Origin of the sequence: Blastococcus mobilis, assembly GCF_900188025.1 — a bacterium.
Classification (GTDB): domain Bacteria; phylum Actinomycetota; class Actinomycetes; order Mycobacteriales; family Geodermatophilaceae; genus Blastococcus_B; species Blastococcus_B mobilis.
Genome location: NZ_FZNO01000002.1, coordinates 1 through 15804, shown reverse-complemented (window position 1 = coordinate 15804; position 15804 = coordinate 1). Strand labels below are relative to the sequence as shown.

General features: G+C 72.7%; 13 protein-coding genes. 9 read left to right on the top strand and 4 right to left on the bottom strand.

The genetic code is table 11. The features are described from left to right. Positions 1-24: 24 nt before the first annotated feature. The 3 genes from CHB94_RS01870 to CHB94_RS24380 are packed head-to-tail and all read left to right on the top strand — an operon-like array spanning position 25 to position 1668. Positions 25-489, top strand: coding sequence for an SgcJ/EcaC family oxidoreductase (locus tag CHB94_RS01870; RefSeq protein WP_089334905.1), 465 nt, complete (start codon positions 25-27; stop codon positions 487-489). Then, complete coding sequence (locus CHB94_RS01865) at positions 486-1310, top strand: sulfurtransferase (RefSeq protein WP_217899128.1); 825 nt, start codon at positions 486-488, stop codon at positions 1308-1310. Before CHB94_RS01870 ends, CHB94_RS01865 begins: the two co-directional genes overlap by 4 nt. A gap of 43 nt (positions 1311-1353) precedes the next feature. After that, positions 1354-1668: a hypothetical protein gene (locus CHB94_RS24380; RefSeq protein WP_141137398.1), complete on the top strand. Its 315-nt coding sequence runs from the start codon at positions 1354-1356 to the stop codon at positions 1666-1668. Here CHB94_RS24380 and CHB94_RS01860 read toward each other — a convergent pair. The 3 genes from CHB94_RS01860 to CHB94_RS01850 are packed head-to-tail and all read right to left on the bottom strand — an operon-like array spanning position 1635 to position 5990. Continuing rightward, a complete protein-coding gene (locus CHB94_RS01860) occupies positions 1635-2327 on the bottom strand; it encodes a sirohydrochlorin chelatase (RefSeq protein WP_089334904.1) in 693 nt (230 codons plus the stop codon). The two genes, CHB94_RS24380 and CHB94_RS01860, sit on opposite strands and share 34 nt — an antisense overlap. Before the next feature lie 20 nt (positions 2328-2347). Further along, positions 2348-3109, bottom strand: a complete 762-nt coding sequence (locus CHB94_RS01855; protein WP_089334903.1) for an SDR family oxidoreductase — start codon at positions 3107-3109, stop codon at positions 2348-2350. Between the two features lie 13 nt (positions 3110-3122). After that, entirely contained in the window at positions 3123-5990 is a 2868-nt protein-coding gene (locus CHB94_RS01850; RefSeq protein ID WP_089334902.1) for an aconitate hydratase, read from the bottom strand. A gap of 176 nt (positions 5991-6166) precedes the next feature. Between CHB94_RS01850 and CHB94_RS01845 the strand changes: the two genes are divergently transcribed. From CHB94_RS01845 to CHB94_RS01820, 6 genes are all read left to right on the top strand, one after another. After that, positions 6167-6928, top strand: a complete 762-nt coding sequence (locus tag CHB94_RS01845; RefSeq protein WP_089334901.1) for an SIR2 family NAD-dependent protein deacylase — start codon at positions 6167-6169, stop codon at positions 6926-6928. A 100-nt stretch (positions 6929-7028) separates the two neighbouring features. Beyond that, a complete protein-coding gene (locus tag CHB94_RS01840; RefSeq protein WP_089334900.1) occupies positions 7029-8564 on the top strand; it encodes an AMP-binding protein in 1536 nt (511 codons plus the stop codon). Between the two features lie 247 nt (positions 8565-8811). Continuing rightward, positions 8812-10092, top strand: a complete 1281-nt coding sequence (locus CHB94_RS01835; protein ID WP_089334899.1) for a C40 family peptidase — start codon at positions 8812-8814, stop codon at positions 10090-10092. 836 nt (positions 10093-10928) lie between these two features. Next, the gene (locus CHB94_RS01830) at positions 10929-12149 is read left to right on the top strand and encodes an AAA family ATPase (protein WP_176445365.1); all 1221 of its coding nucleotides are present in this window, start codon (positions 10929-10931) and stop codon (positions 12147-12149) included. Beyond that, positions 12146-13174 (top strand): DUF58 domain-containing protein, encoded by a 1029-nt coding sequence (locus CHB94_RS01825; RefSeq protein WP_089334898.1) that lies wholly within the window; start codon positions 12146-12148, stop codon positions 13172-13174. Before CHB94_RS01830 ends, CHB94_RS01825 begins: the two co-directional genes overlap by 4 nt. Continuing rightward, the gene (locus tag CHB94_RS01820) at positions 13171-14127 is read left to right on the top strand and encodes a VWA domain-containing protein (RefSeq protein WP_089334897.1); all 957 of its coding nucleotides are present in this window, start codon (positions 13171-13173) and stop codon (positions 14125-14127) included. The genes CHB94_RS01825 and CHB94_RS01820 overlap by 4 nt, the downstream gene beginning before the upstream one ends. Positions 14128-14187: 60 nt before the next feature. On the opposite strand, the gene CHB94_RS01815 is transcribed toward CHB94_RS01820, so the two are convergent. Further along, complete coding sequence (locus tag CHB94_RS01815) at positions 14188-15159, bottom strand: quinone oxidoreductase family protein (protein ID WP_089334896.1); 972 nt, start codon at positions 15157-15159, stop codon at positions 14188-14190. Between the last annotated feature and the right edge of the window lie 645 nt (positions 15160-15804).

The window sequence follows — 15804 nt, the reverse complement described above, 5'->3', positions numbered from 1 at the left end:
GACGAGCGCCAGCGAGGAGAACACGTGACCGCAGCACATCCGCAGGACGCCCAGATCCGCGCGCTCTACCACCAGTTCCTCGACGGGTGGAACCGGCGCAGCGGCGCGTCCGTGGCGGCCGGGTTCGCCGATGACGGGGACATCATCGGCTTCGACGGCAGCCACCATCGCGGTCGGCTGTCCATTGCCGCCGACCTGCGCGCCATCTTCGGCAGCCACCAGACTCCCGCCTACGTCGGCATCATCCGGTCCGTGCGGCCCATCGCACCGGGGGTGGCCGTGCTGCTCGCACACGCCGGGATGATCCCCCCGGGAAGCAGCGACCTCGACCCGGACCTGCACACGGTGCACACGCTCGTCGCGGTGGACGAGGGATCCGGACGCTGGCGGATCTCGCTCTTCCAGTCGACGCCGGCCGCCTTCCACGGCTTCCCGGAGGAGCGCGAGGCGCTCACGGAGGAACTGCGCGGCCTGCTCACGCCGCGGTGAGCGTGCTGGTCTCCGCCACCGACCTGCTGGCGGGTGACCGCGGCCCGACGGTGCTGCTCGACGTGCGCTGGGCGCTCGGCGACGACCCCAGGCGGGCGCGCTACCTCGACGGGCACCTGCCCGGAGCGGTCTACGTCGACCTGGGGAACGAGCTCGCGGACCCGCCGTCGGCGGCGGAGGGACGCCATCCGCTGCCGTCGTTACAGCGACTGCAGGCAGCGGCCCGGCGGTGGGGGATCCGCGACGGCGACGCCGTCGTGGCCTACGACGCGACCGGCGGCCTCGCGGCGGCCCGTGCCTGGTGGCTGCTGCGGTGGGGTGGGGTGGCCGACGTGCAGTTGCTGGACGGTGGCCTCGACGCGTGGCTGCGGGCCGGGGGACCGGTGGCGACCGGCGACGTGGTCCCCGAGCCCGGGGACGTGACCCTGACCGGGGGCGGCCTGCCCGTCCTCTCGATCGATCAGGCGGCGGCGCTGCCGTCGTCCGGGGTGCTGCTGGACGCCCGGGCGGGCGAGCGGTACCGCGGCGAGGTGGAGCCGGTCGACCCGCGCGCCCGGCACGTCCCGGGTGCGGTCAGCGCCCCCACGACGGCGAACCTCACCGTCGAGGGGACGTTCCGCCCCGCCTCCGAGCTGCGGGCGCGGTTCGCGGCCATGGGGGTGCAACCCGGCACGGACGTCGGTGTCTACTGCGGCTCCGGCGTCACGGCCGCACACGAGGTCGCCGCGCTGGCCGTCGCCGGCATCGAGGCGGCGCTGTGGCCCGGGTCGTGGTCGCAGTGGGCGGCCGATCCCGACCGCCCGGCCGCCACCGGCCGATGATCACCTCCGCCTGAGCACCCTCCGGCGCCGCCATACTCCCGGCGTGCAGACCGACACCGCCCGCTCGACCGGGCCGCTCCTCCTCGCCGTCCTGGCCGGGCTCGCCCACCTGGTCGTGGGGTACTTCTCCCTGGTCAGTGGGCTGGTGGTCCCGGGTTACGCGCTGATCCCGCTGTGGATCCTCTGGCTCGTGCTCGCGGCGTTTCCTGGTCCGGTGGGCGGTAGGCCGCTCCTGGTGGACGCCGGCGATCCCGGTGGGGGCCGCCCTGTTCCTCGTGCTGGTCCTCGTCCTGGGCGACCAGGTACTCGTGTGGCAGGCCTGACTCAGGCCCCCGCCGCCACCAGTGCCGCGTCGTAGCGGTCGAGCAGGACGGCGGCGATCCGCTCGTCGGGCAGCAGTGGTGCGGTCACCGCATCGGCGCCCGCTCCGGCCAGCTTGTCGTAGAAGTGCCCCGGCGCCAGCAGGTAGGCGGCGACCACGACCCGCTCGGCGCCGCCCCGGCGAGCAGCCGCGACGGCGTCCGGCACAGGGGGCTGAGCGGCAGAGCCGTAGCCGGTCGTGACCGCGCCCGCCCAGGAGCGCTGCAGGAGGTCAGCGGTGTCCCCGACGTCCGCGACCGCGCGTGGATCGCTGGAGCCGGCCGCGGCGAGGACGACGGCGGTCAGTGGGTCGCGGGGATCGGCTCCCGCCTGCAGCAGGCGGTCGTGCAGCACCTCGACCAGCCGCGGGTCGGGTCCGAGCGGCCGGGCGGCGACCGTCCCAGGTGCGGCGGCCACCGCGCCCGCGATGTCGACGTGCACGTGGTAGCCGCCCGAGAGGAGCAGCGGGACGACGACGGCCGGTCGCCCGGTGGCGGACAACTCCGCGACGACGTCGCCGACGGTGGGCGGCTGGACATCGACGAAGGCCGCGGTGGTGATCAGCCCAGGCCGCTGCGTCCGGGCGGCCAGCGCCAGCTCGGCGATCAGCCGGCGGCCGGTGGGGTTGCGGGTGCCGTGCGCGCAGGCGATGAGCACCGGGGGTCCGGGCGGATGGTTCACAGCGCGCGGAGGACGCCACCGTCGACGGGGATCATCGTCCCGGTCAGGTACGAGGCGGCAGGCGAGAGCGCGAAGGCAGCCACCTGGCCGAACTCCTCCGGCCGGCCCACGCGGCGCAGCGGGATACCGGCCTCGGTGCGGGCCCGCATCGCCTCGGCGTCCCCGGAGGCGGCCTCGATCTCGGCTATCCGGTCGGTCGCGATCGTGCCGGGCATCAGGCCGAACACCCGGATGCCCCGGGGGCCCAGCTCGTCGGCGAGCGCCTTGGCGGTCATCGCCAGCCCCGGTCGGAGGCCGTTCGAGATCGCCAGGTGGCCGATGGGCTGGCGGACGGAGGTGGAGAGGACGAAACCGATCGCGGCGCCGTCGTCGAGATGGGGGACCAAGGCCCGGACCAGCCGCAGGGGTCCGAGCAGAACGCTGTCGACGCCGGCCCGCCAGTCGTCCTCCGCCGTCTCGAGCACGGTGCCCGGTTTCGGGCCACCGACGGAGATCAGGGCGCCGTCGATCCGGTCCAGCCGCTCCCGGGCCTCGGCGACCAGTCGCTCGGCGGCGTCGGGGTCGGCCAGGTCGGCGGCCGACCCGTGGGCGGCGGGTGCGCCACCCAGCTCTTTCACCGCGGCATCGACGGCGTCGGCGGATCGCGAGCTGACCAGGACCCGGGCGCCGTCGTCGACCAGGACACGGGCGGTCGCGAACCCCAGTCCCCGGCTCGCGCCGGTGAGCAGGTATCCGCGACCGCCCAGCCCCAGATCCATGGTGCGGCCCCGATCAGGCGGAGACGGTCCCGCGGAGGGAGCGCAGGACGTACTGCATGATCCCGCCGTTGCGGTAGTAGTTCGCCTCACCGGGGGTGTCGATGCGGACGCGGGCGTCGAACTCCACGTCCCCCGCCTTCACCTTGACCGTGCGCGGCGTCTCGCCGTCGTTGAGCGCGGTGACGCCGGTGATGGTGAACTCCTCGTCGCCGGTCAGGCCGAGCGACTCGCGGTTCTGGCCCTCCGGGAACTGCAGCGGCAGGACGCCCATGCCGATCAGGTTCGACCGGTGGATGCGCTCGTAGCTCTCGGCGATGACCGCCTTGACCCCGAGCAGTGCCGTCCCCTTGGCCGCCCAGTCACGCGACGAGCCCGAGCCGTACTCCTTGCCGGCCAGCACGACCAGCGGGATGCCGGCCTCCTGGTAGGCCTGGGAGGCGTCGTAGATCGTCGTCGTCTCGCCGGTCAGGTGGTTCTTCGTGACCCCACCCTCGGTACCCGGGACGAGCAGGTTGCGCAGCCGGATGTTGGCGAAGGTGCCGCGGATCATCACCTCGTGGTTCCCGCGCCGGGAGCCGTAGGAGTTGAAGTCGCGGCGCTCGACGCCGTGCTCGCGCAGGTACTTGCCCGCGGGGCTGTCGGGCTTGATCGAGCCGGCCGGCGAGATGTGGTCGGTGGTCACCGAGTCACCGAGCACCGCGAGGGTGCGGGCACCGGTGATGTCCTCGACCGGGGCCGGCTCGGCGGGCATGCCCTCGAAGTACGGAGGACGGCGCACGTAGGTGCTCTGCGGGTCCCACTCGAAGGTGTCGCCCGCGGGGGTGGGCAGCGCCTGCCACTGCTCGGTGCCGGCGAAGACGTCGGCGTAGTCGTTGCTGAACATCTCCGCGGAGACGGCGTGGTCGATGACCCGCTGGACCTCCTGCGGGGAGGGCCAGATGTCGTGCAGGAAGACGTCGTTGCCCTCGGGGTCCTGACCCAGCGGGTCGTTGTTCAGGTCGACGTCCATCGACCCGGCCAGGGCATAGGCGATGACCAGCGGCGGGGAGGCCAGGTAGTTCATCTTGACGTCGGGGTTGATCCGGCCCTCGAAGTTGCGGTTGCCCGAGAGGACGGAGACGACGGCGAGGTCGGCCTCGTTGACCGCCTGGCTGACCGGCTCGGGCAGCGGGCCGGAGTTGCCGATGCAGGTCGTGCAGCCGTAGCCGACCAGGTAGAAGCCCAGCTTCTCCAGGTACGGGGTGAGCTCGGCCTTCTCGTAGTAGTCCATGACGACCTTCGACCCGGGGGCCAGCGTCGTCTTCACCCACGGCTTGCTGGTCAGCCCACGCTCGACGGCGTTCTTCGCCAGCAGTGCGGCGCCGATCATGACCTGCGGGTTCGAGGTGTTGGTGCAGGAGGTGATCGCGGCGATGACCACGGAGCCGTGGTCGATGGAGGTCTCCGTGCCGTCCTCCATGACCACCGGGGTCCGCTTCGAGGGACGGCCGGACACGGCATCGTTCTCGTAGTGGTGGGGCTTGCCGGCCTCACCGTTGCCGAAGCCGGCTCCGGGCGCGGGGGTCGCCGGGTCCGACGCGGGGAAGGACTCCGCCGAGGCCTCGTCCTGGACCGACTCGACGCCGTAGGGCTGCTGGTTGGCCGGCACGCCGTGCTTGCGGTCGTCACCGCCGGTCTGGTCGTCCTGGACGTAGTCGGTCAGCGCGGCGCGGAAGGCGGTCTTGGCGTCGGTGATGGCAACCCGGTCCTGCGGGCGCTTCGGGCCGGCGATCGACGGGACGACGGTGGCGAGGTCGAGCTCGAGGTACTCGGAGAACGCGGGCTCGCGGGACGGGTCGTGCCAGAGGCCCTGCTCCTTGGCGTAGGCCTCGACCAGCTTGACCTGCTCCTCGCTGCGGCCGGTGAGCTGCAGGTAGGTGATGGTCTCCTCGTCGATGGGGAACATCGCCGCGGTGGAGCCGAACTCCGGGCTCATGTTGCCGATCGTCGCGCGGTTGGCCAGCGGGACGGCGGACACGCCGGCGCCGTAGAACTCGACGAACTTCCCGACGACGCCGTGCTCGCGGAGCATCTCGGTGATCGTGAGGACGAGGTCGGTCGCGGTCGCGCCGTCCGGCAGTTCGCCGGTCAGCTTGAAGCCGACGACGCGGGGGATGAGCATCGACACCGGCTGGCCGAGCATGGCCGCCTCGGCCTCGATGCCGCCGACGCCCCAGCCCAGGACGCCCAGGCCGTTGACCATCGTGGTGTGGCTGTCGGTGCCCACGCAGGTGTCGGGGTAGGCGACGACGCGGTCACCCTCCTGGCGCGGGAAGATGACGCGGGCCAGGTGCTCGATGTTGACCTGGTGCACGATGCCGGTGCCGGGCGGGACGACCTTGAAGTCGCTGAAGGCACCCTGGCCCCAGCGCAGGAACTGGTAGCGCTCACCGTTGCGCTGGTACTCGATCTCGACGTTGCGCTCGAAGGACTCCGGGGTGCCGAAGACGTCGGCGATCACGGAGTGGTCGATGACCAGCTCGGCCGGGGCGAGCGGGTTGATCTTCTGCGGGTCGCCACCCAGCTCGGCCATGGCCTCGCGCATGGTCGCGAGGTCCACGATGCAGGGGACGCCGGTGAAGTCCTGCATGACCACGCGGGCCGGGGTGAACTGGATCTCCTGGTCGGGCTCGGCCGACGGGTCCCAGTTCGCGATCGCCCGGATGTGGTCGGCGGTGATGTCGGCGCCGTCCTCGGTGCGGAGGAGGTTCTCGAGGAGGACCTTCAGGCTGAAGGGCAGCTTCCCAGCGCCCTCCACCGCGTCGAGCCGGTAGATGTCGTAGTCGGTGCCGTCGACCGTGAGCGTCGATCGCGCTCCGAAGCTGTCTTTGCTGGCTGCCACTTCTCTGCGCCTACCCCTCGCTGGTTCGTCGCGGCTGGTTCGTCGCGCTCGTGTCCACGTCCGATCATCCCAGCCCAGCGCCGGATGCATCGGGTGAGGCACCCCTTCCCTCACCCGGTGACCTCCATCACGGTCGGGGAAACACCTCCGGCGGACTCGCTGCCTACGGTGGGTGCGTGACCGGAGCAGTTCCAGACGTCCTGCCCGACTGGCTGACCGGGGGGCGCCGGGTCGTCGCCCTCACCGGCGCCGGGATCTCCACCGAGAGCGGCATCCCGGACTACCGCGGACCCAACGGGGTGTGGACGCGCGACCCGGACGCCGAGAAGCTGGTGACGCTCTCCTACTACGTGAGCGATCCGGACATCAGACGGCGGGCCTGGCGGATGCGCCGCGACCTGCGGGTCGGGGACATCGCGCCGAACGCGGGCCACCGAGCGCTCGCGGACCTCGAACGGCAGGGCCGCCTGCGGGCCCTGCTCACGCAGAACATCGACGGGCTGCACCAGCGGGCCGGCTCGTCGCCGGACGTCGTCCTCGAGCTGCACGGGACCATCCACGAGGTCGAGTGCCTGTCGTGCGGTGACCGGACGACGATGGACAGCGCGATGGAGCGGGTGGACGCGGGTGACCCCGACCCGGCCTGCCTCGTCTGCGGCGGGATCCTGAAGTCGGCGACGATCAGCTTCGGTCAGATGCTCGACCCCGAGGTGATCGGCGCCGCCGCCGAGGCCGCGGCCGACTGCGACGTCTTCCTCGCCGTCGGGACGTCGCTGACCGTGCACCCCGCTGCGGGACTCACCGATCTCGCCGCGGGCGCCGGCGCACGGATCGTCGTCGTCAACGCCGAGCCCACGCCGTACGACGACATCGTCGACCTGGTCGTCCGTGAGCCCATCGGCACGGCTCTGCCGCGCCTGCTGTCCGGCGGTTCCTGAACGCAGACGCACACCTCGTCGTCGGCCGTCCCGGCGGATAGCGTGACGGGGACCACCACGAGCGGCCGGCGCCGTCCGGCCCACGCCCCCGGGAGCCGGCATGCGCGTGCCCTTGACCACCCGTGACTTCCTGGACCGGGCCGAGCTCGTCTACGGCGACCGGACCGGCATCATCGACGAGCCGACACAGCCCGCCCCGTCCCTGGGCGAGGTGAGCTACCGGGAGGTCGCCCGCCGCGGCCGAGCGCTGCAGGCGGGACTGGACGAGCTCGGCATCGGCGAGGGCGAGCGGGTGGCGATCGTCAGCCACAACGCCGGACGGCTGCTGGAGCTGCTGCTGTCGGTGCCGTCGTCCGGACGCGTGGCGGTACCGATCAACTTCCGGCTCGCGCCCGACGAGGTCAGCTACATCGTCGGGCACTCCGGTGCCCGCGTGCTGCTGGTCGACCCCGAGCTCGAGTCCTCGCTCAAGAGGGTGGAGGCCGAGCACCGGTTCGGCACGGGGGAGGAGTACGAGCAGCTGCTCCGCTTCGACACCGAGCCCCGGCCGTGGTCCGCGCCGGACGAGGACGCCACCGCCACCATCAACTACACGAGCGGGACGACGGCCCGGCCCAAGGGCGTGCAGATGACCCACCGCAACCTGTGGGTCAACGCCGTCACCTTTGGCATGCACATGCAGGTGAGCGACCGCGACGTCTACCTGCACACGCTGCCGATGTTCCACTGCAACGGCTGGGGCCTGCCGTACACGATGGCCGGCCTCGGGGCCACGCAGGTCGTGCTGCGGAAGGTCGACGGGGCGGAGATCCTGCGCCGGGTCGAGCGGCACGGCGTGACCATGATGTCGGGGGCGCCTGCCGTCTGGAACTCCGTCCTCGAGGCCGCCGCGGAGTGGGACGGCGAGCTCCCCGGGCGCGACCGGGTGCGGATCGTGGTCGCCGGCGCTCCGCCACCCTCGCGCACCATCGCCCGCGTCGAGTCCGAGCTCGGCTGGGAGTTCAACCAGATCTACGGCCTCACCGAGACCGCTCCGCTGATCAGCATCAACCGGCCGCGTGCCGAGTACGACGAGCTGGACCCCGAGGAGCGGGCCAGGCTGCTGTCGCGGGCCGGCGTGCCCGCCCTGGGCACCCGGCTGGCGATCAGCGAGTCCGGCGAGGTCCTGGCCCAGGGCAACACCGTGCTGGCCGGCTACTGGCAGAACCCCGATGCCACCGGCGAGGCCCTGGAGGGCGGCTGGTTCCACACCGGGGACGGCGGCGTGCTGGACGACGACGGCTACCTGACCATCTCCGACCGCAAGAAGGACGTGATCATCACCGGCGGCGAGAACGTCTCCTCGATCGAGGTGGAGGACGTGCTCTTCAGCCATCCGGCGGTCGCGGAGGCCGCCGTCATCGGCATCCCCGACGAGAAGTGGGGCGAGCTGGTGACCGCGATCGTCGTCCTGGCCGAGGGGGAGCAGGCCACCGAGGCCGACATCATCGCCCACTGCAAGGCCCGTATCGCGGGCTACAAGGTGCCCAAGCGGGTGGAGTTCCGCGACGAGCTGGCCCGCACCGCCACCGGCAAGATCCAGAAGTTCAAGCTCCGCGAGGCGTTCTGGCAGGACTCGGAGCGCAAGGTCAACTGAGCGAAGGACCCCTTCCTGGTGCCCCCTGGGGGCTCGGGGCTCCCGGGGGGCGGGACCGCGCCGCGGATCGCCCGTGCGGGTCGTCTCCCCCTGAAGGGTGAGACGCCCTCAACGGGTGGCTCGTACCGGTCGATCCTGACCATGGTGGCGCCCTGCCGGGCGCCGTCGGTGTCGAGTGGCACCGGCCTCCGGGTCGGGAGCGTCGGAAGAGGTCGGATCAGTGGACAGGAGTAGGCAGACCGCGTCCGTGCGGCCGCCTCGCCATGGGGCGGACGCCGGCACGCGGTCCCGCCGGGTCCGGACTGCGCTGCGCGTCGGCGGTGTCGCCGTCGCCGCGGCCCTGACGTTCGGCTTGACTCCGTCGGTCGCGCAGGCAGACCCCCGACGGCCCAGCGACAGCGAGATCGCCGCGGCGCAGGCCGCCGCCGACGCCGTCGCCACGCGCATCCGCGAACTGTCGGACCGGCTGACCGCCGCACAGGACGTCGTGGACGCCGCGCAGGCCGACGCGGCGATCGCGCTCGACGAGTACCAGGCCACGCAGGCCGCCTACCTGGTCGCCCAGCAGGAGGCCGACGCCGCCGCCGCCGAGGCCGCGCAGGCCACCGCGGACCTGGATGCCGCCCGCACCGACGTGATTGCCTTCGCGCGCCGCAGCTACATGCAGGGCAGCACGTACCCCGGGGCCGCAGCCCTGATCACCGCCGCCGATCCCGGCGAGCTGATCCAGCGTGCCGCGCTGCTCGAGGCGGCGGGCGCGCACCGGTCCGACGTCTTCGACCGGGTGACGGTGCTGCAGGCGCAGGCCGCCGAGGCCGAGACGGTCGCGCGGACCAGCGTCGAGACCGCGGCCGGCCTGCAGGAGCACGCCGCCGCCGCCCTCGCGGTCGCCAAGGCCGCCGAGGTGGACGCACGCGAGCAGGCCGCCGCGCTGACCACCGAGCAGGCGCAGCTGGAGACCGAGCTGGCCGCCGCCCAGGTGGAGCTGCAGCAGCTGGTCGGCGAGCGGGCTGCCGCGGACCGCACCGCCGAGATCACCCGTCCGGTGGTCACGCCGCCCGCGGCCGGCATCGCGCCCACGCCGGCCGGCAACCCGACCCCGGCCGGAGCGGGGGACACCTCCGCCGCCCAGGCGGCGATCGATGCCGCGATGGCCTACCGCGGCACGCCCTACGCCTGGGGCGGCGGCGGTACGCGCGGGCCGGGGCCCGGCCAGGATCCGGACGAGGGCGTCATCGGGTTCGACTGCAGCGGCCTGACGCAGTACGCCTACGGCCAGGCGGGCGTCACGATCGCGCGCAACAGCCGCGCGCAGTACGCCTCGCTGCCCAAGGTCTCGAGCAACGACCTGCGCCCCGGCGACCTCGTCTTCTGGGCCACGGACGTCTCGGCGCCGGGCACCATTCACCATGTGGCCATCTGGCTGGGCGGGGACCGCATCCTCGAGGCGCCGGAGAGCGGCTCGGTCGTCAAGACTTCCGACATGCGGTGGAAGGGCTACGCCGGCGCCGTGCGGCCCAGCGCCTGACGGCGGATCCGGGGCGCGGGCGGCCGCCGGGACAGGGCACCGGCGCCAGACGTCAAGGCGTCGGGCAGCCACGGGGGGAGCTGCCCGACGCGTGGCAAGGCTAGCAGTCAGCGTGCCCCCCGGGCAGACTTGTGGCCGCGTCACGGAAGTCTCCCAGGAACTCCTCAGGCAACTCTCTCCGCGCGCCCAGTCACCGGTTCAGCCGGTGTAGGACACTGGCACGGGGGACGGTCCTGCCGCCCCGTCGACAGCCGCTCCCACCGGGCGGCCGTCGGCCGGCACGACCAGGGAGCACGCGTGAGCGAGCTTGCGAGCGAACCGATGAGGACAGCAGCGCCGCGAACGCGGCCGACGAGCGCCAGCGAGGAGCGCCCGTGAGCGAGCTTGCGAGCGAACCGATGAGGACAGCAGCGCCGCGAACGCGGCCGACGAGCGCCAGCGAGGAGCGCCCGTGAGCGAGCTTGCGAGCGAACCGATGAGGACAGCAGCGCCGCGAACGCGGCGGACGAGCGCCAGCGAGGAGCGCCCGTGAGCGAGCTTGCGAGCGAACCGATGAGGACAGCAGCGCCGCGAACGCGGCCGACGAGCGCCAGCGAGGAGCGCCCGTGAGCGAGCTTGCGAGCGAACCGATGAGGACAGCAGCGCCGCGAACGCGGCCGACGAGCGCCAGCGAGGAGCGCCCGTGAGCGAGCTTGCGAGCGAACCGATGAGGACAGCAGCGCCGCGAACGCGGCGGACGAGCGCCAGCGAGGAGCGCCCGTGAGCGAGCTTGCGAGCGAACCGATGAGGACAGCAGCGCCGCGAACGCGGCGGACGAGCGCCAGCGAGGAGGTGGCGTGAGCAGCGCTGCCAGCACCCCGATCGGTACTCCGCCCGCGGGCGCCGGATCGCCCGTTCCCCCGTCGGCCGACGCGGCCCGGCTGGAACGGGTGTTGTTCGAGATCAAGCGGGTCATCGTGGGTCAGGACCGTCTCGTCGAGCGGATGCTCGTGGCGCTGCTCGCCCGCGGCCACGTGCTGCTCGAGGGGGTGCCCGGCGTCGCCAAGACGCTCGCGGTGGAGACGCTGGCCACCGCCGTCGGCGGGAAGTTCGCCCGGCTCCAGTTCACGCCCGACCTGGTGCCGGCGGACATCATCGGCACCCGGATCTACAAGGCCGGACAGGACGCTTTCGACACCGAACTCGGCCCCGTCTTCGCCAACTTCGTGCTCACCGACGAGATCAACCGCGCACCGGCGAAGGTGCAGTCGGCACTGCTCGAGGTCATGGCCGAGCGTCAGGTGTCCATCGGCGGCGTCACGCATCCGCTGCCCGACCCCTTTCTGGTGCTGGCCACCCAGAACCCGATCGAGTCCGAGGGCGTCTATCCGCTGCCCGAGGCCCAGCGCGACCGCTTCCTGATGAAGGTGCTCGTGGACTACCCGAGCCCGGAGGAGGAGCGGGAGATCGTCTACCGCATGGGCTCGGAGCCGCCGGTCGCCCAGACGGTGCTCGGCGCCGAGGAGCTGCGCCGGCTGCAGCGGACCGCCTCGCAGGTGTTCGTCCACCACGCGCTGGTCGACTACGTCGTCCGCCTCGTCGTGGCCACCCGCACCCCCCGGGAGCACGGCATGGAGGACGTCGCGACGTGGGTGTCCTACGGCGCGAGCCCGCGTGCGTCGCTGGGGCTGATCGCCGCCAGCCGGGCGCTGGCGCTGGTGCGTGGGCGGGACTACGTGCTCCCGCAGGACGTCCTCGACATCACTGCTGACGTGCTCCGGCACCGGCTGGTGCTCTCCTACGACGCGCTGGCCGACGGAGTCCCCGCCGACCACATCGTGAAGCGGATCGTGCAGACGGTGCCCATGCCGCAGGTCGCTCCCCGGCAGAACGCCACCGGGTTCGGGCCGGGCACCCCGGGCGGGCCGCAGGTGCCGCACTTCGGCCCGCGCCAGCCGGCACCCGGGCCCCAGATGGCGGGGCCGCCGAACGGATCCGGACCGCAGGCCGCCGGCCCGCAGGGCCCCCCGGCCGGTCCCGCGGCCAACGGCTACGCCCACGGGCCGCACCCGGCGTGATCCTGCGTCGCCGCGCCGCCCAGCCGTCCCAGCCGGCGCCCCAGCACCCGGGGCTCCTGCTGCACCCGGCCACGCCGGGGTCCGGGGCGGAGCCCAGGGATGGCGGCGGGGCCCCGCCGCGCTTCACCGACGGCCCGGCGGACGTCCTGCTGCGCCGCCTGGAGCTCACCGTGCGGCGGCGGCTCGACGGCCTGCTGCAGGGCGACCACCTGGGGCTCGTCCCCGGGTCGGGTTCGGAGGCAGGGGACTCCCGCACCTACCACCCGGGGGACGACGTCCGGCGGATGGACTGGCCGGTCACCGCGCGCACCCAGGTGCCGCACGTGCGGGAGACCATCGCCGACCGCGAGCTGGAGACCTGGGCCGTCGTCGACCTCTCCGCGAGCCTGGACTTCGGCACCGCGAACTGCCAGAAGCGTGACCTCGCGATCGCCGGGCTCGCCGCGGTCGGGCACCTGACCGTGCACGGCGGCAACCGGCTCGGCGCCGTCGTCACGACAGGGGAGCGGCTGGACCGCTATCCGGCGATGGCCGGCCGACTGGCCGCCGAGCGCCTGCTGCGCTCGGTGGTTGCGACTCCCCGGGCGGCGAGCGGGCGCCGTGGTGACCTGGCCGCCGCCCTGGAGACGCTGCGTCGGCCGCACCGCCGGCGCGGGCTGGTCGTGGTGATCTCGGACTTCCTCGGCGACAGCGAGTGGGAGCGGCCGCTGCGCGGGCTGGGCACCCGGCACGAGCTGCTGGCGATCGAGGTGGTCGACCCGCGGGAGCTGGAGCTGCCCGACGTGGGACTGCTGACCGTCGTCGACCCGGAGAGCGGCCAGACCCTGGAGGTGCCCACGGGGGACGCGGAGTTCCGTGCCCGGTTCGCCGAGGGGGCGGCGGCCCAGCGGGAGCAGGTCGCCGCCGCGCTGCGCCGGGCCGGCGCCGGGCACCTGCGGCTGCGCACCGACCGCGACTGGCTGATGGACGTGGTTCGCTTCGTCGCCGACCGCCGGCGTGCCGGCAGCGGAGGGGCCTCCCGATGACCTTCCAGGCACCGCTCTGGCTGCTGGGACTGCTGGCCGTCGTGGCGCTGGTCGTCTTCTACGTCCTGCTGCAGATGCGCCGGAAGGCCTACGCGGCGCGCTTCACCAACGTCGCGCTGCTCGGGTCGATCGTGCCCAAGCGCCCGGGCTGGCGGCGCCATCTGGCGTTCGGCGTCGTCGCCCTGGGTCTGGCCGCGCTGGTCGTGTCCCTGGCGATGCCCAGCACCGAGGTGCGGGTGCCGCGCGAGCGGGCGACGGTCGTGATGGCCGTGGACGTCTCGCTGTCGATGCAGGCCACCGACATCGAGCCCGACCGCTTCCGTGCGATGCAGACCGCGGCCAAGGAGTTCGTCGACGTCCTGCCCGAGCGGATCAACCTGGGCCTGGTCTCGTTCGCCGGGACTGCGACCACCGTCGTGCCGCCCACGACCGACCGTGCGCAGTTGGCGGGCGCGATCGACAACCTCGACCTCGCCGAGGCCACCGCGATCGGCGAGGCGGTGTTCACCTCGCTCACCACCATCGAGAACTTCCAGTCGTCGCTGGACGACGGCGAGGAGGAGGCGGCTCCGGCCCGGATCGTGCTGCTGTCCGACGGCTACAACACCGTCGGCCGGGAGGACACCCAGGCCATCGACGCCGCCCGCGCCGCCGGGGTGCCGGTCTCGACGATCGCCTTCGGTACCGACTACGGGACGCTCGACCTCGACGGCGAGACCGTGCCGGTACCCGTCGACCGCGAGACGCTGGAGAAGATCGCCGACGAAACCGGCGGCAGCTTCAGCCAAGCCGCCAGCGCGGCCGAGCTCGAAGAGGTCTACGCGGACCTGGGCAGCCAGATCGGCTACACCACGGAGCCGCAGGACATCAGCTACTGGTTCGTGCGGGCCGGCGTCCTGCTCGCCCTGCTCGGAGCCGTCCTCAGCCTGCTCTGGACCAACCGCCTCGTCTGATCGGGGACTTTCGGTACAGGAACTCCCTCGGTTCCCGGGACTTCCTGTACCGAGAGTCCGTCACCGCGCGGGGTCGAGGACGAGCTTGCCGGTCGTGCGGCGGGCGAGCAGGTCCTGGTGGGCGTCGCGGACGTTCGACAGCGGGTAGCGGCCCCCCACGACGGGCTTCAGGACGCCGTCGGCCACCATCGGCAGCAGCTCGTTCATCGCGGCGTCGAGCATCCGCGGGCGCGCCATGCAGTGGGCCAGCCAGAAACCGATGACGGCCCGGCTCTTCTGCATCAGCGCGCCCGGCGGCACCGCCGTCGTCTCCTGACGTGCGGCCATGCCGTAGGTGACCAGGCGGCCGAAGGGGGCCAACGCGGACAGGGAGCCGGCGAACACGTTGCCGCCGGTCATCTCCAGGACGATGTCGACCGGCTTGCCGCCGTTGGCCTCGCGCAGCGCTCCGGTGAAGGTCTTCGGGTCGTCGTCGGCCAGGGCCGGGTCCACGGTCGCGTGCGCGCCGAGGTCCTCGGCCAGTGCCCGCTTCTCGGGGCTGGAGGCGGTGGCGATCACCCGGCCGGCGCCCCAGTGCCTGGCCAGCTGGACGGCGAGGCTGCCGACGCCGCCGGCGCCGGCGATCACGACGACGGACTCGCCCTCGGCCATGTGCGCGCTCGTGCGCAGCAGGTGCCAGGCGGTCGCCCCCTGGAGGACGACGGCCAGCGCCTGCTCGTCGCTGACGCCGTCCGGGACCGGCCAGGTCAGGACGTCGTGCGCGACGGCCTTCTCCGCGTAGCCGCCGCCGTCGAGCAGCCCGACGACGCGCTGCCCGCCGCCCACCGGCGTGCCGACGAACTCGGCACCCGGAACCAGCGGCAGCTCCTGCGCCGCCAGGTAGGAGTTCTCGATCTGGTGGGTGTCGGCAAAGTTAACTCCTGCGGCCTGCACCTCGTAGAGCTTCTGTCCCGGTCCTGGGGTGGGGTCGGGCAGGTCGACGATGTCGAGGACCTCGGGCCCGCCGAAACGGGTGATCTGCACAGCACGCATGCAAGGGACGCTAGGGGATGGCCCGATGCGGGCGGTACGCGGTCGACCAGAAGCCTTCGGCTCTGGCGGTCAAGATCGAGCCGGCGCATGCGGGCCAGCTTGTCCGGTCAGCCGTACATAACCTCCGACAAGACCCCGCGGAAGTCCGTACGCCGTCTACTCAACGCGCACAACGCGATGCCGCAGCTTCTAGCGATGCCGCAGGATCGGGGGCGGAGATGACCTGTTCGAGGGGTGTTGGACGCGCGGCGAGAGAGCCTCACTGGTCGAGGTCACGAGATGCATGACCCAGGCGCTCGAAGTCGTGTGGGATTGACGGGCGGCAACAGACGTGCCATCGCTGGGACAAAGACGGGGAGTGGCGGAGGACGCCGTGGATGTCCGACTGTGGAGTGCTTCGGGCAACGGTGGCCATCGGTTTGATCTCGCCGATCTGCAAAGGCTGCGGCCCACGCGGCGCCTCGGCCCGCCCGTGGGACGGTTTCGAGATGACAGACATTGCCGGCCGCGTCGGTGTCTCAGTCGTCATGAGAGAGCTGGCTCGACAGCGGAGGTTGTCCCGGGTCTCGTAGAAGTTGAGGTGGCGGCCCCCTGCCCGCACCGGCCGTGAGGTAGGTGTTGGGCGTCCGCCAAGACACCACTTCG

Bases quoted from the DNA above. Each gene is read 5' to 3' on its own strand.
- CHB94_RS01855 (WP_089334903.1), bottom strand. From the start codon at position 3,109: ATGGATCTGGGGCTGGGCGGTCGCGGATACCTGCTCACCGGCGCGAGC.
- CHB94_RS01840 (WP_089334900.1), top strand. From the start codon at position 7,029: ATGCGCGTGCCCTTGACCACCCGTGACTTCCTGGACCGGGCCGAGCTC.
- CHB94_RS01820 (WP_089334897.1), top strand. From the start codon at position 13,171: ATGACCTTCCAGGCACCGCTCTGGCTGCTGGGACTGCTGGCCGTCGTG.
- CHB94_RS01815 (WP_089334896.1), bottom strand. From the start codon at position 15,159: ATGCGTGCTGTGCAGATCACCCGTTTCGGCGGGCCCGAGGTCCTCGAC.